Genomic DNA, 22404 nt, shown 5'->3' with positions numbered 1-22404 from the left:
TGCTCGGACTGCGGGAAGGCCGGTCTGAATGCTGCGCAAATCCGTCAAATGGACGTTGATCTACCTGCTAGAGGCCGTCGCGGCCTTGCTGGCGCTGTCCATTTTTGCGATCGGATTCGTCCTCTGGCGCCTATCCTCAGGGCCTGTTGAGCTCGATTTTCTGCGCGAGGATGCCCAGGCCATGTTGGCGTCGGCGTTCGAGGGCGAGGTCGTGGCCCTGGGAACGCTGGAAGCCCGCTTTGATCCCTCGGCCCGCGCCATTGTCATGATGGCGACCGATGTGACAGTGGCAGAGGCCTCGGGGGAAGTGGTAACCCGCGCGCCGCGAATCGAGGCGGGGCTGGCGGTCGACGCACTCATTTTTGGCCGGGTCGAACCGGTTGAGCTCACAATTGATGGCGGATCCGTCTCCATCGTGCGACGGGCTGATGGTGCCGTAGGTGCGGGACTGGGCGGCGTGGAGCGGGTTGCGGCGAGCGCCCGCCTGCCGGAGCGTGGCGGTGATGACAGTGCCTCGCTGTTCGAAATCCTGTCAGGTCCGGCTGCGCCCGCGCAGCTGGGACGGTTGCGGCGGGTGATTGTCTCCAATGCCGCAGTCCGTGTGGTTGATGACGTTGTTGGCCTCGCCTGGTTTGCCGATTCGGCGGGCGTAGTTTTCGAGCGTGACGATACGCGCATCCTCGCGGAGATCGAGGGTCGGCTGGCGACACCATCGGGATTTGCACCTGTCTCGCTGCGCCTGCGGGCCGGAAGCAATCTCGAAAGCCTTCTTCTGGAAGCGCGGTTCGAGGGCTTGTCTCCTGCTGGAATTCTGCCGGATAGCGGCCCGGCCAGCTCTCTTCGGGCACTGGATGCGCCGATAAATCTGAGCCTGGTTGTTGATGCGACACGTGACAGCGGCATTCGCACGGCATCTGTTCAGATGGATGTGGGACCCGGTCAAATCCTTGTGGATGGCCAGACACACGCCTTCGAGGGTGCCAATCTCTATGCCAGCTTCGACCCGGTTGAGGCGGTGATGACCCTGCATAGCGGGCGTGTCCGTTCTGACCTGTTTGCGGCCTCGGTCGAAGGTCGCCTGACAGAGATAGGGAGGTATGACGGAGTCTTGCCGACGCGGGCTCGGTTTGAACTCGCCATCGGCGAGGGCTTTATCGATATGGGGCCGGTCTTCGAGCGCGCGCCTCAGTGGGAATTGCTGGCTGCGTCGGGCGATGTCCGCCTGGACGAATTCGCCCTGACCCTCGATCGACTGGATGTCGTCGTCGACACCATTCGCGCCGAATTGAGTGGTGGTCTCCAGCTGCAGCAAGGCGAAGACGGCAGCTGGTTGCCCAACCTGCAGCTGGCCGGGCCGATCGCCGGAGACATCCAGCCGCAGACCGTACTCGCCTACTGGCCTGTGGAACTCGCGGACGGCGCCCGCGAATGGGTGAGCGAGGGCATTCTCGGCGGACGCTTCTACAATGCTCGGTTCGACCTGGATCTTCCCGCGGCCGCGATCGAGGCCGGGCGGATGGACAATGACCGCATGCGGCTCAGCTTCGATTTTGAAGACGCTCACGTGCGCTACATCTCGACCATGACGCCGATCACCGAAGGGCGCGGTTCGGCGGTCCTGCATGGCAATGCCTTCGAAGTTGCCATGGAAAGCGGGATGATCGGCGAAATCGCCCTCAGTGAGGGATTCGTCGACATGCCTCGCCTCAACCCCAAGGGCGCCATAGCGGGGTATGGTGGCGTTGCGCGCGGTGAGGCGGCGGATCTGCTCGCATTGATCGATGAGGATCCGCTCTTTCTGGTCTCCGACTATGGTCTCGATCCGACGCTGGTTGGTGGTCAGGGCGAGATGCGGTTCGAAATCCGCCGCGCCATGCTTACCGACGTCGACCCCGAGGACATACCTTTCTTCATCGAGGGGCGTTTTACCGATGCCTCGCTCGATATACCCGGTACCGACTATGCGCTGAGCGATGGTGATGTTGTCATTACTGCCAGCCAGGAGGGCCTTGAGGCGCGGGGGACAGCGCGGCTCTTCGATGCCCCGGTTCAGATCAATTGGCGCGAAACCTTTGGCCTGCCTGATGCCGAACCCTCGACACGGATCGGGCTGGAAGCGACGATCAATGCCCGCACGCTGGACCGGTTCAACATGCCGGCGCGTCGCTATCTGGACGGGTCGATCCGCATCGCGGCCGAAGCGGTTTCAGATGGTCTCGAATTCCGGTCAGTCGATATCGAGGCGGATCTGGTCGATGCTCTGATCGAGGCGCCGGGTGGTGTCTGGACGAAGGAAGCAGGCGCCCCCGGTCGGGCCACGCTCAGTCTTACCCAGGCCGATGATGGCGGTTTCGATCTCGACGCCATTCGGCTGGAGGCGGAGGGCGCGGCCCTTGAGGCCTCGGCCCGGATCGCCGCGAACGGAGCCCTGCGTGAGATTGAAGCCGACCGCATCTTCGTCGCGGACCTGATGGACATCGCCGGCCGGATCCGGCCGGCTGATGAGGTTGGCGAACCCCTCCGCATGAGTCTGACCGGCCAGTATGCCGATATCAGCACGATCGTGCCGCACCTCACCTCGATGGGCGGCGAGGGCGGGATCACGCTGCCGCTATCGCTCCAGGTCGATGTTGGACGTCTGATACTGTCGGAGAACAGCGTACTCGATCAGTTCAATCTGATCTGGCGCAGCGAGGAAGCCGGCATTCGGGCGGTTTCGATATCCGGCAATGCGACGGACGGACCCTTCCAGGCGTCCTTCGGCGCGACCGAGCCTGGCGGGCCGCGCGACTTCCGTATCGAAGCCCAGTCTCTGGAGCGCTTGTCCGCCCTTATTGGCATTGAAGGGTATGCGCGGGGCGGGCTTGTGTCAGTACTCGGCAGCGCACCGCCCCTGGGAATACAGGGCCCGTTGACGGCCCGGGTCGAGATTCGGGACCTGACGCTGGTCCAGGTGCCAGTACTGGCGCGCATCCTGGCCGCGGGGTCCTTCCAGGGGTTGGGCGCCTTGTTGAATGGCGAGGGCATCAGTTTCGACGCGGTCGATGCGGATATAGCCTGGGAATCAGGTCTGTTGACGATTGGCGATGCCCGGGCTCGGGGCAGCGCCCTGGGTGTGACCGCCTCCGGCACAGTCGATTTCGCCGGCAGTCTTGCCGCGATCGACGGCAATCTGGCACCGTCCTACGTCATCAACTCACTGTTTGGCGGTGTGCCATTGATCGGTGAGGTTCTGGTCTCGCGCCCTGGTGAAGGGGTGATCGGGATTACCTATTCGGTCGAAGGGCCCTTCGACAGCCTGACCGTCTTTGCCAATCCGCTCTCCGCCCTTGCGCCGGGCGTTTTGCGCCGGATGTTCGAGGGCACGGCCGCCGAACGGGCCGCCCGCGAGCGGGAGAATGCGCCCGTGATACCCGGACCGGAACCGGCTGAAGCGGGCCCCCCGGTAACAGTCGCGAACGAACCGCAGCTACATCTCGAACCGGTCGATGAACCCGGGGCGGATAACGACAATTAGCTGGGCTTGGCGAGGGCGTGACGCTTCTTGCCGATCGACAGCTTGATCGCCCCATCAACCAGATCGTCGGCGCTGGCCTTGGCGTAGGGATCGGTCAGCGGCTGGTCGTTGACCTTGGCTGCCCCGGCTTTCACATGGCGCCGCAACTCGCCATTCGAGGCTGCCAGCTCGGCGGCGATGAAGAGACTCATCAGTGTCACTTCACCTGTTTCCAGCCCGTCGAAGGCGATCGTTGGCAAGGCTGCACCTGCCCCACCCAGGGCGAAGGTCTGTTGAGCGGTCTGCTCGGCCGCTCGGGCAGCCTCGGCTCCATGCAGCAAGGTGGTAGCCTCATTGGCCAGACGGATTTTGGCCTGGTTGATCTCGGCGCCCTCAAGGGCTTCAAGGCGGGCGATCTCGCCCAGCTCCACATCGGTGAAAAGACGCAGGAAGCGCCCGACATCGGCGTCCTCTGTATTGCGCCAGAACTGCCAGTACTCGTACGGGCTCTTCAGATCATCATTCAGCCAGACAGCACCCTCGGCGGTCTTGCCCATCTTGGCGCCGGAAGCGGTAGTGATTAGCGGCGTCGTGAAGCCGAAAACCTCTTTCTGGTCGACCCGGCGACAGAGCTCGACGCCATTGACGATATTGCCCCACTGATCGCCCCCGCCGAGCTGCAGCGTGCAGCCATAGCGTCGATTCAGTTCGAGGAAATCAACGGCCTGGAGGAGCATGTAGTTGAATTCGAGGAAGGTCAGCGGCTGTTCGCGCTCGAGTCTCAGCTTCACCGAGTCGAACGTCATCATGCGATTGATCGTGAAATGAGGGCCGAATTTGCGCAGGAATTCCAGATAGCCGAAACCCGACAGCCATTCGTCATTGTTGACGACCAGGGCATCGGTCGGTCCGTCGCCGATCGTCATCAGCGGCCGGAAAGGCTTGAGAATGCCCTCGATATTGGCCGCGATCGCCGCATCATCCAGCATGGAACGCGTCTTGTCCTTGCCGGACGGGTCACCGATCTTTGTCGTGCCGCCCCCCATCAGGATGATCGGCTTGTGCCCCGCTTGCTGAATGCGGCGCAGCATCATGATCTGGACCAGCGATCCGACATGCAGGCTGGAGGCCGTTGCATCAAATCCGATATAAGCCGTGACAACGCCGTCCTGGGCCGCCTTGTCCAGGCCCTCCAGATTGGTCGCGTCGTTGTAATAGCCGCGCTCGACCAGCGTGCGCACGAGATCGGACTTGTAATCACTCATGAAGGTCTCTCCTGATAAGACGCTTCTAGGTCGAGTGGCGGGCGGGGAAAAGAGGGGGCTTGCATGAAACGGATCATCGGTCTGATGAGCGGGACATCGCTCGACGGGATTGATGCGGCCCTGATCGAAACCGATGGCGAGCGCGTCAATCGTTTCGGGCCGGGTGAAACCCAATCCTATTCCGCCAGTGATCGTGACGTTTTACAGGACGCTGTCGATCGCGCCCTGGCCTGGGGATTCGACGGCGCTGTACCGGATTTTGGGGCGGCGGAGCGCGTGCTTACGCTCAGGCATGGCCTGGCTGTCCAGCGGGTGCTGGATGCCGCCGGCCTTGCCAACACCGATATCGACCTGATCGGCTTTCACGGGCAGACCGTGCTGCATCGGGCACCCCAAGCCGGCTGCAACGGGCAGACGCTGCAAATCGGTGATGGGGCAGCCCTCGCGCGAGCCACCGGCATTGCCGTGGTTCACGACTTCCGGTCGGCCGATATGGCGGCAGGTGGGCAAGGCGCGCCGTTGGCCACGCTCTATCATGATGCGCTGGCCCGCCAGTCGGGCCTCGAGAGACCGCTCGCTGTCCTCAATCTGGGTGGCGTTGCGAATGTTACCTGGCTGGCGTCGGATGCGGATCCGATTGCCTTTGACACGGGGCCGGCCAATGGCCTGATCGATGCGTGGTGCCAGCGCATGATCGGCCAACCCTATGATGATGGTGGCAAACTCGCGGCGCGGGGCGCGGTAGACCAGGCAGCGCTTGAGAGATTGCTGACGCACGCTTTTTTCCAGCAGGCACCGCCAAAGTCTCTCGACCGGTGGGACTTTACGCTTGACCCAGTCCGGTCGCTCTCGGCGGCGGACGGCGCGGCGACATTGACGGCTTTCACGGCCCGGACGGTGGCCGATGCCATCAATGCCCTGGGGCGCCCGGCGCGGCTACTGGTGGGCGGTGGTGGTCGACACAACCCTGTATTGATGGCGGCGATTTGCGACGCGGCGGGTGTCATGCCCGAAGCGGTTGAGGCGGCCGGCTGGCGCGGGGATTTGCTGGAGGCAGAGGCCTTCGCCTGGCTAGCCGCAAGAGTCGCAGAAAACCTGCCGACCTCGCTGCCCTCAACCACTGGCGCGCGCGAACCGGTCTGCGGTGGCCGGATCGCCCGACCGAATTGACTCCGACGAATGAAAAAAGCCCCGACCGATTGGCCGGGGCTTTTGCTTGTCTTCGCTCTGCAGACGTCTCAGCGTTTGCCAGTGATTGTGCGCTCGGAGCGCTCCTTTTCCACCAGCGGCAGGCGGTCGTCGAGATAGGTCTCGATGTGCTTTTCCAGGATTTCCAGATGTTCGGAGAACAGGTGATTGGCGTCGGGCACGACCTCGGTCGTGATTTCGATACCCTTCTGCACGCGGACCTTTGACATCACACGCTCGACATCATCGGGCGGCACAATCTTGTCGGCCGAGCCATGAACGATGATGCCGGAAGCCGGGCAAGGCGCCAGGAAAGTGAAGTCGTACATATTCGTCGGCGGGGCGACCGAAATGAAGCCGGCGATCTCCGGACGACGCATCAAGAGTTGCATGCCCACCCAGGCCCCGAAGGAATGCCCGGCGACCCAACAAAAGCGCGCACCTTGGTTATAACCCTGAACCCAGTCCAGAACCGTGGCGGCATCGGACAACTCGCCGAGCCCCTGGTCATAGCTGCCCTGGGACCGGCCAACGCCGCGGAAATTGAAGCGCAGGGTCGCGAAGCCCCGCTTGCGGAACACGTCGTACATCATGTCCACTGAGGGGTTTTCCATATTCCCGCCACCCAGCGGATGGGCGTGCAGGATCAGGGCAATCGGGGCTGTTGCGTCTTCGCTCGGGCTATAGCGCCCTTCAAGCCGTCCGGCCGGGCCGGGAATGATCACATCAGGCATTCAGTCTCGCCTTTTTGGGTCTTGATGTCAGTGTCGTGTGAGTATGCGGCAAATCGCCCGTTGAAAGTGCACAAGAGCGCGCCCATATTCTTGACTAATTCACTCGGATATTGGACCAGCAACACTCGTATCGAGGCCGCCCCCCCTTCCGGAAAGGCGGGTCTTAGCATGATCGGCCTGCCGGATGCGAGTGTTTAAGGAGGTAAACGCATGAAGCTGAGCACAAAAGGGCGCTACGCGGTGATGGCCATGGCCGACCTGGCGGATGCCGCCGACAGCGGTCCGGTGACGCTAAGTGATATCGCGTCACGACAATCCATCTCGCTCTCCTATCTCGAACAGCTTTTTGCCAAGCTGCGCCGGGCCGACATCGTGTCCTCAGTGCGCGGGCCGGGCGGTGGCTACAAGCTGAGTCGCTTGCCGACCGAAATCCGGATCTCGGACATCATCCTGGCGGTCGACGAGCCCCTGCGCGCCACGCGGTGTTCGGAGGCCAAGGGCTGTCTCAGCGATGGCCGCCGTTGCATCACGCATGATCTTTGGGATGAGCTCGGGCGGCACATCTATCTCTTCCTGTCGTCGATCACGCTGGAAGATGTTCTTGAACGTCGCCTGTTCGGGGCGGCGTCCGGTGCCGTGGGGCGGATCGAGCGACCGGGCGGAAATCTGCGCGCTGGACGCGTCTCCAACGATATTCATGCCGCTGAATAGACATGAGCCGTATCTATCTTGATCATAATGCGACCACGACCGTGCGACCGAGCGTGGTTTCGGCGATGACCGACGTGATGACCCGTGTCGGCAATCCGTCCTCCGTGCACGCCGACGGGCAAGCTGCGCTCGCGCGTGTCGAGACGGCGCGGCGTCAGGTCGGCAAGGCGTTGTGCGCAAGGCCCGAGGATATCGTCTTCACCTCCGGCGGTACCGAGGCCCTGAACCTGGCGATCCATGCGGCCCTGAGCGCTGGCGAGATCGGGACGATCATCGTTACGGCGATCGAGCATGAAGCCGTCGCGGCGACTGCGGTGGTCACCGGCTGTTCGGTCGAGATTTGGCCGGTGAATGATCAGGGCGTCGTGGAGATGTCCTGGCTTGAGGCGCGCCTGTCGCGCTGGACGCCGGCCGACGGCAGGCCACTTCTCGCCATGATGCTTGCCAGCAATGAGATCGGCACGATCCAACCCGTTGCCGAGGCGACGGCACGGCTACGCCAGGCCGGTGGGCTGAGCGTGGTTGATGCGATCCAGGCGGTCGGCAAGATTGCCGTCGATTTCGCCGGTTTGGGCTGTGACTACATGGCGATCTCTGCCCATAAATTCGGCGGCCCCCAGGGCGTCGGCGCCTTGCTGGCCTCCTGCGACGCCCCGATGGCGCGGCATCATCATGGTGGTGGCCAGGAGAAGGGGCGTCGCGCCGGCACCCTCAATGTCGCTGGCATTGTCGGTCTTGCGATCGCGCTCGAGGAGGCGGTTTCTGACCTCGACGCCTTTGCCAGGCTGGGTGAGGCCCGTGATCGTATGGCTGCGGCTCTGAAGGCTGCGTCGCCGGACCTGATCGAGATCGGCGCGAATGTACCGCGCCTGCCCAATACGCTGGGTATGAGCCAACCCGGCTGGCCGGGCGCAACCCAGGTCATGGCGCTGGACCTCGCCGGTGTGGCGATCAGTGCGGGCTCCGCGTGTTCCTCGGGAAGCGCGAAGGGCTCGAAGGTCGGCACGGTGCTGGGCCTGCCCGAAGCGGCCTCGCAGGGCTTCGTGCGTGTAAGCCTGGGTTGGAATTCGAAACCGGATGATGCAGACGCCTTCGTCGACGCTTGGTCGGCGGCGCGCGCGCGTATTTCCCCGACACTCAAAGCAAGTGCCTGAAGAGGCGGTAGGATATCATGGCTGCGGTCAAGGAAACCATTGAAGACGTTCGCAATCTTGAGGCCGACAAGTATAAGTACGGCTTCACGACGGATATCGAGCAAGACCTCGCTCCCAAGGGGCTGAACGAGGAGACCGTGCGTCTCATCTCGGGCAAGAAGGATGAGCCGGACTGGATGCTGAAATGGCGCCTGGAAGCCCTTGAGCGCTTTATGGCCCTGAAAGAACCGGAATGGGCCAAGGTCGATTATCCCAAGATCGACTATCAGGACATTCACTATTACGCCGAGCCCAAGGCCGGCGCGAAGTATGACAGTATTGATGATGTCCCCGAGGAAATCCTTGCTGACTTTGCCAAGCTGGGTATTCCGCTCAAGGAGCAGGAGGTTCTGCTGGGCGTGAAGGGGTCGGAGAATCGCGTCGCAGTTGACGCGGTTTTCGACAGCGTGTCGGTGGTTACGACATTCAAGGCTGAACTGGCCAAGGCCGGTGTGATTTTCTGCTCGATCTCCGAAGCGCTGCGGGATCATCCCGACCTCGTGCGCAAATATCTCGGTTCGGTCGTGCCAGCATCAGACAATTATTTCGCCACGCTCAATACCGCCGTCTTCTCGGATGGCTCCTTTGTCTATGTTCCGCCGGGCGTGCGATGCCCGATGGAGCTGTCGACCTATTTCCGCATGAATGCGCAAGGCACCGGCCAGTTCGAGCGCACGCTGATCATCGCCGACAAGGGCGCCTACGTCTCCTACCTGGAAGGTTGCACGGCGCCGATGCGCGACGAGAACCAGCTCCACGCCGCCGTGGTGGAACTGGTTGCCCTCGATGACGCGGAGATCAAATACTCGACCGTCCAGAACTGGTGGCCGGGCGACGAGAACGGCAAGGGTGGGGTCTATAATTTCGTCACCAAGCGTGGCGATTGCCGCGGCAAGAATTCGAAGATTTCCTGGACCCAGGTCGAGACCGGTTCCGCCATCACCTGGAAGTATCCGTCCTGCATTCTGCGCGGCGAGAATTCGCGCGGTGAATTCTATTCGATCGCGGTCACCAATGGTCGTCAGCAGGCCGATACCGGCACCAAGATGATCCATCTGGGCAAGGGCTCGACCAGCCGTGTCATCTCCAAGGGCATTTCCGCCGGACGCTCCGACCAGACCTATCGCGGTCTGGTCTCGGTCCATGCCAAGGCCGAGGGCGCACGAAATTTCACCCAGTGCGACAGCCTGCTGATCGGTGATCAGTGCGGCGCCCACACCGTGCCCTATGTCGAGTGCAAGACGCCGAAGGCTGTTCTCGAACACGAGGCAACCACCACCAAACTCTCCGAAGACCAGCTCTTCTACGCCCGCCAGCGCGGGTTGGGCGAGGAGGCGGCGACGGCGCTGCTTGTCAATGGCTTCGTGCGAGATGTGTTGCAGCAATTGCCGATGGAATTCGCGGTCGAGGCGCAAGCCCTGCTGAAGGTCTCGCTTGAGGGGAGTGTGGGCTAGTGAAGTCCCCCGTCACCCATATCAATGACGCGCCCCTGGAAACCATGGCGCATGGCGACAAGTTCTCGGTCGATTTTGCGCGCCTCGGGCCGTTGATAGGTCTGCAGCAACTGGGCTGTTCGCTGGCCGTTGTTCCGCCGGGTAAGACGGCCTTCCCCTATCACAATCACCACGCCATCGAGGAAGCGGTCATCATACTTGAGGGCGAGGGCACTTATCGTTTTGGCGAGGATCGTCATGCCGTGCGCGCCGGACATGTCCTGGCCGCGCCAACGGGTGGCCGCGATGTCGCGCACCAATTGCTCAATACCGGCGCTACCGACCTGAAATACATCTGTGTTTCGACGATGCAGCCGGTCGATGTGGTCGAGTATCCGGATTCAAACAAGGTTGGCGCGGTGCGCTGGTCCGAGATCGATGGCGATGAGCCGACTTTCCGCCACAGAGCCTTCGCCGCCGAGCCAGTCGATTACTGGGATGGGGAGGATTGAGATGACTGTTTTTGCTAACGCCATTGCTGTTCTGGCGCTGGGCGGCTTGGCCGCCGGGATTACACTGTCGAAGTCTGGCCCCGATGGAACTCCGAGTGTCGACGAGAGCTTGCCCGAGTGTGACCAGGTGGAGTTTGACGGAGCGCATCAGAACTGTGTCTTGCCACTCGGGAATGGTCTGGTTGTCGTGCGCGTGACACCCGGCGGCATGGACGAGTGGGGCGACCCGGTTGAGCGCGCAGAGCTTGATTTCCAACGCGCCGACGGTTTTTCCCAGACGTTCGAAGACACGCTCGGGTCGAGCTTCCTGCATCCAAGTGCCGAAGACATTGATGGCGACAGTGACTTTGACCTTCTGCTGCCGCAGGAGACCGGCAATGTGAACACAAGATCCCACGTCTGGCTGCAAGGCGAAGCGGGCTTTGTGTCCGCCGGCAGCATCAACGGGATCGGTATCGATCCCGAAGGCGACGGCCTGATGTCTGTCCCCGCACGGTCCAGCGCGGCCGAGTGGGAAACGACTTACTACGTCGCCCGTGAGAACCGGTTACTGGGTGTTTTCAGTGTCTCGACCCACCTCGCTGAAAACAGCTGCTCGGTCAATGACTGGGAGGGCGGCCTGGCCTTGGTCGGACTGACCCTCGACGAAGCCACCGCGCGTTATTGCAACGCCGATTGAAAACACCTGACACGATGACAAGAAGAACGAGACGAAGATGCTGAAGATCAACGACCTAAAATGCAAAGTCGAAACCCAGGATGGCGAGGAGAAGGCCATTCTGAAGGGTCTCTCGCTCGACGTGCCGGCTGGCGAGGTCCATGCGATCATGGGGCCCAACGGGTCCGGCAAATCGACCCTGTCCTATGTCCTGACCGGTCGTGACGGCTATGAGGTCACTGGTGGCAACATGCATTTTGCCGGCGAGGACCTGGCAGCGTTGGAGCCGGAAGAACGGGCCGCCCTCGGCCTTTATCTCTCTTTCCAGTATCCCGTTGAAATTCCAGGTGTTCCGACCATCACCTTCCTCAAGGAAGCCCTCAACGCGCAGCGTGCCACGCGCGGCGAGGAAGAGGTCTCGGCGCCGGAATTCATGAAGCTGATCCGTGAGAAGGCCAAACAGCTCAACGTGTCCATGGACATGCTCAAGCGGGCCGTGAATGTCGGCTTCTCCGGGGGCGAGAAGAAGCGGATGGAGATCCTGCAGGCTCTTGTCCTGGAACCGAAATTCCTGATCCTCGACGAGACCGATAGTGGCCTTGATATCGATGCCCTCAAGATCGTGTCCGATGGCGTCAACGCGCTGCGCTCGCCCGAGCGGGGCATGTTGGTCATCACTCACTATCAGCGTCTGCTCGACCACATCACGCCAGACGTCGTCCACGTCATGGCCGATGGCCGGATCGTCAAATCCGGTGGTCCGGAACTTGCGCGCGAGCTCGAGGCTGAGGGCTATGACAAATATCTCGGCGAGGCGGCCTGAGGCATGACCGCGACGCTCACCCATACCGCGGCCGAACAGGCACTGATCGACGCGCTCGACGGCGCGACCGGCTGGCGTGCGCAATTGCGCGAGGCGACTCAGCGTGATGGCTTGCCGACACGCCGCAATGAATTCTGGAAATGGTCCGATCTGAGGCGGGCCGCGAATGATGTCAGCGGTGCCGGTCGCCTTGATGTGACCGGGCTTGATAAACTCGCCAACGTCAAGGATGGCGATCGTATCGAATTGGCGGTTGCCGCGTCGGCCGGCGCGAGTGCAGCCGATGCAGCCCTGGTAGTGCCGGCAGGCGTATCTGTGACGCTTGTGGAGAGATTGGCGGGGGCAGCCGGGTCGCTCGGCAATTGGCACATGGTCATTCGCGTTGAAGCCGGTGCCAGACTCGACCGTGTTGTGATCACGGATCATGACGCCGATGCGATCTTTGTCGGTTCCGCTGAAATCGAGCTGGCCGAAGATGCGACACTCAACCAGACGATGGTTGATACCGGCGCTCGTCTTTCGCGCAATGAGACCCATGTGACCCATCCGGGGCAGGGCGCCCGCATCGACATGGGCGGCGCCTACGTCCTCGCGGCCGGACGGCATGCGGACAGTACAACGGTTGTCCACCACGCCGGTCCGGGCTGCCAGACCCGGCAGCTCGTCAAAGGCGCTGTTGCCTCGGGCGGCCACGGGGTTTTCCAGGGCAAATTCATCGTCGACCGCATTGCCCAGCAGACCGATGCGCGGATGACCCACCGGGCCCTCATGCTCGGCGAGAAGGCCGAAATCGATGCCAAGCCGGAGCTGGAAATCTATGCCGACGATGTCCAGTGCGCGCACGGCAATGCGCTTGGTACGCTGGACGAGACCGCACTCTTCTACATGCGTCAGCGCGGTCTGCCCGAAGCCAAGGCCCGGGCCCTGCTGATCGAGAGCTACCTGGCCGAGCCTCTGGACCAGGTCAGCGATGAAACCTTGCGCGAGGAACTCAAGTCGATCCTGCGCGCCCGCCTGGGAGCCGTGTCATGACCGCCCAGACTGCCATCACGGCGCCCCTGAATATCGAGGCCATCCGGGCCGAGTTCCCGATCCTGCAGCGGGAAATCAACGGCTATCCGTTATGCTATCTCGACAATGCGGCATCGGCCCAGAAGCCGGAATTCGTGATCGAGAGCGTGGCCGGTGTCTATCGGGCCTCTTACGCCAATGTGCATCGCGGGCTCCACACCCTGGCCAATGAGACGACCGAAGAGTTCGAGAAGTCGCGCGAAGATGTCCGACGTTTTCTCAATGCGAAGCGGACCGAGGAGATTGTCTTTACCCGCGGCTCGACCGAGGCGATCAATCTGATTGCCCACTCTTTCGGCCAGATGCTGGAGGCGGGCGATGAAATCATCATCTCGCAGATGGAGCATCACTCCAATATCGTGCCTTGGCGCCTTCTATCTGATTCCAAAGGGCTTATTCTGCGGTGGGCACCTGTAAACGATTCCGGTGAGCTGGATTATCCACAACTGGCAGGTATGGTTAATGATAAGACCAAGCTGATCGCCATCACCCATATGTCCAATGTCCTGGGCACGGTGAATGACGCTGCCCGGATCATGGAGATTGCAAAAGCTCACGACGTGCCGGTCCTGCTTGATGGGTCGCAATCGGCGGTCCACCTGCCGGTGGATGTCCGAGCGCTTGATTGTGACTTCTTCGTCTTCACCGGACACAAGCTGTATGGCCCGTCCGGCATCGGGGCGCTCTATGCCAAGGGCGACTGGCTGGACCGTCTGCCGCCCTATATGGGCGGCGGCGAGATGATTGCCGACGTGTTCGAGGACCGGGTGACCTTCGCCGATGTCCCGCACAAGTTCGAGGCCGGCACGCCGGCCATTGCCGATGCGATCGGCCTAGGCGCTGCCATCCGCTGGCTTGAGCGGCATAACCGCATGGCGGTGCTGGAGCATGAGCGGACGCTGATGGACAGGGCCATGACCGGTCTGGCCGATATTGACGGCCTGAGAGTTGTCGGAACGGCCCAGGACAAGGGCGCGATCATCTCCTTCACCGTGGATGGCGCCCATCCTCATGATGTAGCTCAGATCCTCGACAAGTACGGCGTTGCGGTTCGGGCCGGGCATCATTGTGCCCAACCCCTGATGCGTCGCATGGGCGTGAGCTCAACCGCACGGGCCAGTTTCGCCATCTACAACACCATTGAAGAGGCCGATGCGTTTGTCGACGCATTGAAAAAGGCCCGCGACTTCCTCATCTAGGGATGACCATGACCGAGCAAATCAACCGTGACGTGATCGACCTGTCTGCCCCCGCCGAGCCGGTGCCCGCGAGCGCAATTACGACCGAAAGTCGCCCGGCTGACGGCACTGGTGCCATACCGGCTGACGAACTGGCGCGTATCACCGATGCCGTCGTCGAAGCGCTCAAGAGCGTCTACGATCCGGAAATCCCGGTCGATATCTACGAGCTTGGCCTGATCTACAAGGTCGATCTGGAAGATGACAGGACCTTGAAGGTCCAGATGTCGCTCACGGCGCCGGGTTGCCCGGTCGCGGGCGAGATGCCGGGCTGGGTCCAGGAAGCGGTGGAAAAGGTCGACGGCGTTGATCGTGCGCTGGTGAATCTCACTTTCGAGCCACCCTGGACGCCCGATCGCATGTCTGATGAAGCGCGCCTCGCGCTGAACATGTTCTAGGAGGCCGAAATGGCTGTACGTGAACGACCCAAGGCAGTGAGCCTGACCGAAGCGGCGGCCGAGCGTGTGAAGGGGCTGATGGCCCAGCGCGGTGCCGGCTTCCTGCGGGTCGGTGTCAAGAATGGCGGGTGTGCCGGCATGGAATACGAGATGGCCTATGTCGAGGCGCCTGGTCCGCTGGACGAGCGCGTTGAAGACCATGGCGTCGAGATTGTGCTGGAGTCGAAGGCGCTGTTATTCCTGCTCGGAACGCAGATCGACTATGAAATTACCCCGCTTCATGCGAAATTCGTTTTCAACAATCCCAACCAGACCGACGCATGTGGATGTGGGGAAAGCGTGACGATCATTCCTGTCAAGGAAGTCTGACCGACCATGAAACTCATCATCTCGACCACCTCGCCCTATTCACGCAAATGCCGCGTCATGGTGCATGAACTGGGTTTGGCGGACGAGGTGGAAGAGCTGGAATCCCATCCCTTTGACGATGATCCGGCCTTGATCCAGGCTAATCCGCTCGGCCGTGTGCCGTGTCTGGTACTGGATGACGGGCAGGCCTTCACCGAGAGCGCGCTGATTGCCGATTATCTGTGTGAGCGGGCCGGTGAGCCGTGGCCGCGGGACTGGAATGACCGTCGCCTCGAGGCGCTCGGCAATGGTTTGCTCGACCTGACCGTCGCACGCCGCGTGGAAATGGTGCGTGATGAGGGTATCCAGTCAGACTTCTGGATCCAGCGCCGCGAGCGCGGAATCATGCGCGCTATCGATGAGATCGAAACTCTGATTGGTGATCTGGACGCGCCGCTTGCCCAGGGGCCATTGACCATGGCGGTGGCGCTGTCATACATGGATTTTCGCTATCCCGAGAGCGGCTGGCGCAGCGGGCGGCCGCACCTGACGGCATTGCTGGAGGCATGGGAAGCGCGTCCCAGTTTCAAGGCCACGCCGCCACCAGCGGAGAGCTGACATGATCAGGCCGCCTCGAGAGGCGGCCTGATGCAGAATGTCGAACATGTGACTGGCGCGGGGTCAGGCGGCGCTGCGTGAACTCGCCCGTCCATCATCGACGGTCGTGCGATTACGGCCCTCGGTCTTGGAGCGGTAGAGGTTCGAGTCGGACCGCTCGATCAGATCCTCAATCGACTCGCCGTCCTGATACGTCGCGATGCCGAGCGAGACCGTGATATTGCCGAGGTCCTCATTGGTGGACTTGCGAAGCAATTTCTTGGATTCGACAGTCTTGCGGATTTTCTCGGCAACCTGTTCAGCAACATTGGGAGCGGTATTTGGCATCACAATACCGAATTCCTCGCCGCCATAGCGGGCCACGAGATGACCCTCGCCGGCATGCCGGGTCAGGCAACCCGCTACGAAACGGATGATCTGGTCGCCCGTCTGATGGCCCCAAGTATCATTGAAGCGCTTGAAGAAGTCGATGTCGCACAGGATCAGGCTGAGCGGCTGTTTCTTGGTTTCCGAGTCGCGGCGTGCACGGCGGAGGCTTTCGTCGAAGCGTTTGCGATTGGCGATACCGGTGAGAGCATCGGTCATGGCCTCCTCGCGAACCTTTTCCAGATTCGAGCGCAGCTGCGTCACTTCGTTGGAGGTCGCCTGAAGGCGATCCTCGAGCGCTTGACTGCGGCGTTGCATCCGGGCGGTGGCCGAGACCAGACTTTCAACGAGTTTCTTCATGCCCGGGGCATCCGGGCTGGCAACCAGTTCGTGGCTGGCGCCCTCAAGTGCCTTGCCATAGGCCGCGGTGTCCCGCTCGGCGGCTTGCAGCGTCTGCTGCACGGCGCCCAACTCGCGACACATCGCGCCGCCGCTCTCCAGAATCGCGTCCTGAATGGCTTTCCACTGGAAATACTGTTCGAAGAGTTCGGTATTGATCGTTTCCGAGAAGGTGTCGCCGGACTGGATGTGACCTTTCAGGGTCTCGCAAAGTTCCGGATTGGTATCACTGGCGAAACAGACCCAGACCGCATAGTTTTCGGGTGTCGGCGCGATGCCGAACTGATCCATGAGATCCAACGCCTTGAGCGCGAACTCACGACCTTCATTTCCAAGCAGTCGACCGTTCACCAGAAAGTCCTTCCCTGCCGACGCGAATGACTTCGCTCTTCGGATTGGGGTGACCCTAACCGGCAAAGGGAAAGAAGTAGTAAAAATGGCTTATAGCGTATGAGTTGCTTTTACTGATTTTGCGGCCATTCGTTGCGATTGGGTCGGCAGAGGTCAGCGATCGGCATTCATGAAGCTTGGAACGTGGTCGCCAAATCCCACCACAGACCGGTCATTGTCCTGGCTGCGATCCCGTTTGGAGCCTGACTTCCGTCCGCCTCGACGCGGTGCTTCGGGTTGCGCCTCGCGCTTTCCGGCTTCGGCCTTCTCGGTGACCACCTGTTCGGGTTGAGCCTGTTTGGCGGGTTCTTTCTGCTTTTCTTCTACCGCTGCGACGGCTTTTTGAACCGCCGATGCCGCGCTGGTGGGCGCTTCGTCGCCCGGCGCCTCGGAGCGGCGCGGCTTGCGCGAGCGTGAGCGTGTGGATTCGCTTTTGGATGACGACGAACTGCCACCACTCTTCGGCACGGACCGCCGTGATCTGCCGCTAGAGACACCGGCATCAGCCATTGCGGTGCCCATGCCGTCGAGAACCAGTTCAGGGATTTCGACCTGGATCAGCTTGAGGACGGCCGCCAGGGATTTCTCATCACCCGGCACGAAGATCGTGATCGACTCGCCGGATTTGCCCGCGCGCCCGGTCCGGCCGATGCGATGCACATAATCATCGGCATGGTGCGGCATGTCGTAATTGAAGACGTGACTGACATCGGGAATGTCCAGACCGCGCGCTGCGACATCACTGGCCACCAGGAAACGCAATTCGCCGGACTTGAAACTGGCGAGGGTTGCGGTTCGGGCCGACTGGTCCAGATCGCCGTGGATCGGAGCGGCCGAGAAGCCATGGCGTTGCAGGGAGCGGGCGACGATGTCGACGTCGCGCTTGCGATTCGAGAAAATGATGCCGTTTTTCACGCCATCACGGGACATGGCGAGGCGCAGGGCGGCGCGCTTGGCCTTGGCCGAGTTGTCACCCAGCTTGATCATGAGCTGGGTGATATTGGTGGATGCGGTCGCCGGGCGCGAAACTTCCACCCGTTCCGGGTCGCGCAGAAAGCGATCAACCAGGCTCTGGATTTCCTTTGGCATGGTGGCCGAGAAGAAGAGAGTCTGACGACGCGGTGGCGGCGGTACCAGCGAGAAGATTTTCTCGAGATCCGGGATGAAACCCATGTCGAGCATACGGTCAGCCTCGTCGACAACCAGCATCTGAACGCCGGTCATCAGCAGCTTGCCGCGCCCGAAATGGTCGAGCAGGCGACCCGGTGTGGCGATCAGGACATCCGCGCCCTTGTTGAGAATTGCCTCTTGCGGTCCAAAGGCAACGCCGCCGATCAGCAACGCCATGGAGAGTTTCTGGCCCTCGGAATAAGTCTCGAAATTCTCGGCGCACTGGGCGGCGAGCTCGCGGGTCGGGGCAATGATAAGCGAGCGCGGCATCCGGGCCTTGGCGCGGCCACGGGACAGACGCTCGATAAGGGGCAGGGTAAAGGACGCAGTTTTCCCGGTGCCCGTCTGGGCAATGCCAAGCACGTCTTTCCCGGCAAGCGCGGGAGGAATGGCACCGGCCTGGATCGGGGTCGGTTCGCTATAGCCAGCCTTCTGGATGGCTTCGAGTAGTTTTGGGCTCAGACCCAGATCTGCGAACGTCATGGCGTCCTTTGGTTTGACCTAAATACGGTACGGCCGCGCCGTAGTGGCGCGGCCGCTTGGTGAGCGCAAAATACGGGGGCGCCGCTGCGAGTCAACGCAACAAGGCTGATCCCCTAACGCCGATAGGCGAATGGCGTCTCGTCCGTGATATTGATGTAACGGTTCAGAAGGCGCGTCTGCCGCGAATCCATCTCCGTCATTTCGCCATCGATCAGGACCGCCGTCGGTGAGCTCATCACCTCCAGCGGGTCCCCGTCCCAGACGACGACATCGCCGGCATAGCCATTCGCCAGGGCGCCATAGCGGTCGCCCACGCCGTAGATTTCCGCCGGGGTAAGTGTGATCGACCGGAAGGCCTGATCCCAGGCCACGCCGTTGGCGACAGCATTGCCGGCGTGCTGGGTGATCAGGCGGGCATTGTAATACCCGTCCGAGGTCAACGTGGTGTAGGCCACGGTTACACCGGCTGCATGCAGGCGCTGAGCACCGTCTAGCGTCGCGGCGATCTCATCGAATGAGGCGGGGAGATTGCGTAGCGGGTCCAGCAGAATCGGAATTCCGGCCGCGGCCAGCTCATCCGCGACGAGCCAGGCTTCGGCACCACCCTCGATCATGATCTGGACCGGGGCGTTTTCCGCCTGGAAGCGGATCGCCCGGCGCAAATCGGCTGCTCGATCAATGTTCAGAACGAGCGGAACGCGTCCCCGCACCACAGGCAAAAAGGCCTGGGCGTCGAAGCGATTGAGTGCATCGCCCTCATGGTCGGCCGAGAACCGCCCCGGATAGCCGCGCGCATCATTGAAGGCGGCCTCCAGATAGGCCCAGGCGGCCGGGCGGGAACCGCCGGCTGTCGAGGCCCCGGACTGGCTGAGGTCTGCATAGACAAAGCTGCCACTCTCGAACACCGAGTCGGAATCACCGCTCGTACTCACCAGACCGCCCTGACCAGCAAAGATGTTGTGGCCGGTCGAGGGATAGATGGCGGCCCGGGTTACGCCGCGCATGCGGGTCGACGCGATGTGCGTTCCGGCCGGGTTAAACCCGTCGGTGACATCCAGTGCGACGGAATAGGGCGAGTCATTCGCGCCCGCATCGGTCGTGGAGCCTTCAAGAGCGACTTCAATCAAGCCGATCTGGGTGAAGGGTGCGAACAGGCCTGGCGTGATCCAGCCCCCATCGGCATCGATAACTTCGGTACCGTCCGGGATGGTCACATCAGCGCCAACCGCAACAATGCTGCCATCGCGGATCAAAACGGTGCCATCGGCGATGATGCCCTGAACCGAGTTGGTGACCACGCGGCCATTGGTGACGGCATAGGTCTGGGCGAGGCTTGGCGCCGTGCTGGCAAGGGCCAGGGCGAGCGCGGGAAGGATCGCTTTCATCATTGTTCTCCTTCACCCGGTTGGCCGAGCATGAAGTCGCGGACCGGCTGCTGGTCTTCGTCACGCCGGTCAAAACTCAGCGCGCCATCGATCCAGACCTGGTCGGCCCGTGTGTAAGTGGAATAGGGATTGCCAGACCACAGAACGACATCGGCCCGCAGACCGGTTTGCAGGCTGCCGGTTTCGTCCGCGATACCCAACGCCTGCGCGGGGTTCGAGGACAGCCAGGCCCAGGCCTCGCCATCGGAAATCTCAAGGCCGGCACGGCGACCATCGCCAAGCGCCTTGGCGACTTCCTGATTAAGGCGCTGGATACCCATATCGCTGTCCGAGTGGATCATCGCGCAGGCCCCATTGGCATGGGTCAGGGCGAGGTTCTCGCGAATGGCGTCATAGGCTTCCATCTTGAAGCCGCCCCAATCGGCCCAGACAGCGGCGCAAGCGCCGTTCTCGGCCAGAAGGTCGGGAATTTTATAAGCTTCGACAGCGTGGTGGAACGTCGTGACCTGATACCCAAACTCCTCTGACATATCGATGACTTGAGCCATCTGGTCAGCACGGTAGCAATGCATCTGAATCAGGATTTCGCCGTCCAGGACACCCATCAGGGTTTCCAGCTCGAGGTCGCGAGTCGGCGCGGTGGCATCCTCGCCATTCTCGGCCGCTTCCCAATAATCATGCCAGCTGTCGCGGTAATCGGAGGCGCGGATCCAGGCGGCGCGATAGCCGGCCATATTGCCCATATCCGTGGCCGGGGATTGGCCGCGATTGCCGTAGACGCGGGACGGATTTTCGCCACAGGCCATTTTCAGTGTGTAGGGCGCATCCGGGAATTTCATTTCCTGGACGGTACGCGCCGAAATATTGCGCAAGGTCACGCCGCGTCCGCCAAACAGATTGGCCGAGCCGGGCAGGATGTGCAGTGTGGTCACGCCGCCGGCAAGGGCAGCCTCAAAGCCGGGATCCTGTGGCCAGACGCTGTGCTCGACCCAGACTTCCGCGGTCACCGGCTGGGTGGCCTCATTGCCATCGCTGTGCGCACTGACACTTGGTGACGGATAGGCACCCAGATGGGAGTGGATATCGACCACGCCCGGCGTCACATAGCGCCCGGTGGCATCAATCACGGTCGCACCATCCGGGGCTTCCAGGCCCGTACCAACCGCGCTGATACGGCCATTTTCGATCAGGACATCACCATTTTCGATCTCGCCACCAATTCCATCGAGCACCGTGCCGCCACGAATGAGCGTGGTGCCGCTCTCCCGGGCCGTATAGGTCGATGGAAATGGATCGAGACTGTGTCGGACAATGTCCGAATCCGACGAAGCAGAGCCGGAACCGTCTGAGTCGGTGCCGGCGCTGCACGCCGCCAGGCCCATAAAGGCGGTCGCCGCCAGAGCTGGCATCCATGCCTTGCGTGTCATTGTCTATTCCCCACTTGGCGTTCGGCACTGCGGAGCCGAACGAGATTGAGCAATTGAACGCCCTCGCGCCCTTGCCGTCAAACCCCGATGCGTCGGTCGAGGGAAAGATTTGTGAATATTCAGCAGGATGCCTTACGCGGCTCGCCGAGCTCGGAGCGCTACTATTGGTGATGCAGTGAATCAATGCAATCTTGGATGGAGGGTCGGGCCGGGAAGCGCGGCCTCCAGGCTGGGAGAGCGCCATGAAACTATTCAACCCCTATGTCTTCCTGTCGGTCATCGTTCTGGCCGCTGCGTGTTCTGCCGAGATCGACGGCCCGGATGCGGACGAACCACCACGCGCAGATGCCTTCGAGGAAGTCTCCAATTTTCTCGCCTGTACCGGCAATCCATATGCGCTGTGCTACTACTCCGGGCCGGGTGACACCATCGCGACATCGGACGGGGCGAGCCAGAGCTTGCCCTGCGTGCCGGGTGACAGTGCCGACGGTGCGACCGCCAATGCGGAGTGCCAGTGTTTCGCGTTTACCGAACCGTCCGACCTGCACCAGACAATCTATAATTTTGTGGAGGTCGGCTCGATCCTGAATCCGGTCGTGCGCGATGCCACCGCGGAGGTTTGCAACGAGGATGGCTCGAATTGCCTCAACATGGCCAGCCTCCTGAGCGGTCGCTGCAACATGGATGACCCCCATATCGCCCAGGCTGAGCACTGCCAGTTTGCGCCGGTGTGCGAATATCTCGGGGATATGGAAACGGGCGAGGGTCAGACCCTCTACCCCTATTTGCCGGAAGCCACCCTGATCTCGACGTTTTCGCTCGAATACAGCCAGGATTTCGACTTTGGCTCAACGAGCTGTGAGAATACCGGGACCAATTATGCCGGCTGCATGACGGCGCCTTGCAGTGATGCTGGCGAGGATGGCCTGACCGCGTGTGTCTGCCCGGTCTATGACGGGCCTTATGATATCGGTCAGAACAATATGCGGTGCGACATCCGGCCGAATGTCTGGTCGGCGGCTCTCAACAATATGTCGCGGGATGTGCTGCGCGATAACCAGTAGGTCGCGATCGCCAATCGAATTGGCGGGCGCGAGA

20 protein-coding genes are annotated in these 22404 nt (G+C 61.8%); 14 read left to right on the top strand and 6 right to left on the bottom strand.

Annotation, left to right across the window (positions count from 1 at the left end; all coding sequences use genetic code 11):
* Positions 1–28: 28 nt before the first annotated feature.
* On the top strand, positions 29–3517 hold the full coding sequence (locus tag JXQ94_RS07345) for an AsmA-like C-terminal region-containing protein (RefSeq protein WP_421923118.1): 3489 nt from the start codon (positions 29–31) through the stop codon (positions 3515–3517).
* On the opposite strand, the gene tyrS is transcribed toward JXQ94_RS07345, so the two are convergent.
* Positions 3514–4761, bottom strand: a complete 1248-nt coding sequence (tyrS, locus tag JXQ94_RS07340) for a tyrosine--tRNA ligase (RefSeq protein ID WP_421923117.1) — start codon at positions 4759–4761, stop codon at positions 3514–3516. The genes JXQ94_RS07345 and tyrS overlap by 4 nt on opposite strands.
* A 63-nt stretch (positions 4762–4824) precedes the next feature.
* Here tyrS and JXQ94_RS07335 point away from each other — a divergent pair, with 63 nt between their 5' ends.
* Positions 4825–5931 (top strand): anhydro-N-acetylmuramic acid kinase, encoded by a 1107-nt coding sequence (locus JXQ94_RS07335; RefSeq protein ID WP_421923116.1) that lies wholly within the window; start codon positions 4825–4827, stop codon positions 5929–5931.
* Between the two features lie 68 nt (positions 5932–5999).
* Here the strand turns inward: JXQ94_RS07335 and JXQ94_RS07330 are convergent, their stop codons facing one another.
* Entirely contained in the window at positions 6000–6683 is a 684-nt protein-coding gene (locus tag JXQ94_RS07330; protein ID WP_421923115.1) for an alpha/beta hydrolase, read from the bottom strand.
* A 210-nt stretch (positions 6684–6893) separates the two neighbouring features.
* Here JXQ94_RS07330 and JXQ94_RS07325 point away from each other — a divergent pair, with 210 nt between their 5' ends.
* From JXQ94_RS07325 to JXQ94_RS07275, 11 genes are read left to right on the top strand one after another with little or no spacing between them, the layout of a single operon-like run.
* On the top strand, positions 6894–7394 hold the full coding sequence (locus tag JXQ94_RS07325; RefSeq protein ID WP_421923114.1) for an Rrf2 family transcriptional regulator: 501 nt from the start codon (positions 6894–6896) through the stop codon (positions 7392–7394).
* Positions 7395–7396: 2 nt separating this feature from the next.
* Entirely contained in the window at positions 7397–8548 is a 1152-nt protein-coding gene (locus JXQ94_RS07320) for a cysteine desulfurase family protein (protein WP_421923113.1), read from the top strand.
* A gap of 17 nt (positions 8549–8565) precedes the next feature.
* The gene (gene sufB / locus JXQ94_RS07315) at positions 8566–10041 is read left to right on the top strand and encodes a Fe-S cluster assembly protein SufB (protein ID WP_421923112.1); all 1476 of its coding nucleotides are present in this window, start codon (positions 8566–8568) and stop codon (positions 10039–10041) included.
* Entirely contained in the window at positions 10041–10532 is a 492-nt protein-coding gene (locus JXQ94_RS07310) for a cupin domain-containing protein (protein WP_421923111.1), read from the top strand. Before sufB ends, JXQ94_RS07310 begins: the two co-directional genes overlap by 1 nt.
* A 1-nt stretch (position 10533) precedes the next feature.
* Positions 10534–11211 carry a hypothetical protein gene (locus JXQ94_RS07305; protein ID WP_421923110.1) on the top strand — a complete coding sequence of 226 codons (678 nt, stop codon included), beginning with the start codon at positions 10534–10536 and terminating at the stop codon, positions 11209–11211.
* 37 nt (positions 11212–11248) lie between these two features.
* A complete protein-coding gene (sufC, locus tag JXQ94_RS07300; protein WP_421923109.1) occupies positions 11249–12013 on the top strand; it encodes a Fe-S cluster assembly ATPase SufC in 765 nt (254 codons plus the stop codon).
* A gap of 3 nt (positions 12014–12016) precedes the next feature.
* Complete coding sequence (gene sufD / locus JXQ94_RS07295) at positions 12017–13045, top strand: Fe-S cluster assembly protein SufD (protein WP_421923108.1); 1029 nt, start codon at positions 12017–12019, stop codon at positions 13043–13045.
* Positions 13042–14283: a cysteine desulfurase gene (locus JXQ94_RS07290; RefSeq protein WP_421923107.1), complete on the top strand. Its 1242-nt coding sequence runs from the start codon at positions 13042–13044 to the stop codon at positions 14281–14283. The genes sufD and JXQ94_RS07290 overlap by 4 nt, the downstream gene beginning before the upstream one ends.
* An 8-nt stretch (positions 14284–14291) precedes the next feature.
* Positions 14292–14720, top strand: coding sequence for an SUF system Fe-S cluster assembly protein (locus JXQ94_RS07285; protein ID WP_421923106.1), 429 nt, complete (start codon positions 14292–14294; stop codon positions 14718–14720).
* Positions 14721–14729: 9 nt separating this feature from the next.
* The gene (locus JXQ94_RS07280; RefSeq protein ID WP_295692453.1) at positions 14730–15089 is read left to right on the top strand and encodes a HesB/IscA family protein; all 360 of its coding nucleotides are present in this window, start codon (positions 14730–14732) and stop codon (positions 15087–15089) included.
* Between the two features lie 6 nt (positions 15090–15095).
* The gene (locus JXQ94_RS07275; RefSeq protein ID WP_421923105.1) at positions 15096–15686 is read left to right on the top strand and encodes a glutathione S-transferase N-terminal domain-containing protein; all 591 of its coding nucleotides are present in this window, start codon (positions 15096–15098) and stop codon (positions 15684–15686) included.
* A 63-nt stretch (positions 15687–15749) separates the two neighbouring features.
* On the opposite strand, the gene JXQ94_RS07270 is transcribed toward JXQ94_RS07275, so the two are convergent.
* The 4 genes from JXQ94_RS07270 to JXQ94_RS07255 form a co-directional block, all read right to left on the bottom strand.
* A complete protein-coding gene (locus JXQ94_RS07270) occupies positions 15750–16802 on the bottom strand; it encodes a GGDEF domain-containing protein (protein WP_421923104.1) in 1053 nt (350 codons plus the stop codon).
* A 153-nt stretch (positions 16803–16955) separates the two neighbouring features.
* The gene (locus JXQ94_RS07265) at positions 16956–18494 is read right to left on the bottom strand and encodes a DEAD/DEAH box helicase (RefSeq protein WP_421923103.1); all 1539 of its coding nucleotides are present in this window, start codon (positions 18492–18494) and stop codon (positions 16956–16958) included.
* Positions 18495–18607: 113 nt separating this feature from the next.
* Positions 18608–19879, bottom strand: a complete 1272-nt coding sequence (locus tag JXQ94_RS07260; protein ID WP_421923102.1) for an amidohydrolase family protein — start codon at positions 19877–19879, stop codon at positions 18608–18610.
* Positions 19879–21306 (bottom strand): amidohydrolase, encoded by a 1428-nt coding sequence (locus JXQ94_RS07255; protein WP_421923101.1) that lies wholly within the window; start codon positions 21304–21306, stop codon positions 19879–19881. Before JXQ94_RS07255 ends, JXQ94_RS07260 begins: the two co-directional genes overlap by 1 nt.
* A 242-nt stretch (positions 21307–21548) precedes the next feature.
* Between JXQ94_RS07255 and JXQ94_RS07250 the strand changes: the two genes are divergently transcribed.
* Positions 21549–22370: a hypothetical protein gene (locus JXQ94_RS07250; RefSeq protein WP_421923100.1), complete on the top strand. Its 822-nt coding sequence runs from the start codon at positions 21549–21551 to the stop codon at positions 22368–22370.
* Positions 22371–22404: the final 34 nt, after the last annotated feature.

This window comes from Maricaulis maris, assembly GCF_049116555.1.
In the GTDB taxonomy this organism is placed as follows: domain Bacteria; phylum Pseudomonadota; class Alphaproteobacteria; order Caulobacterales; family Maricaulaceae; genus Maricaulis; species Maricaulis maris_C.
The sequence above is the reverse complement of the archived record's forward strand: the minus strand, read 5'-3'. Positions and strand labels throughout refer to the sequence as shown.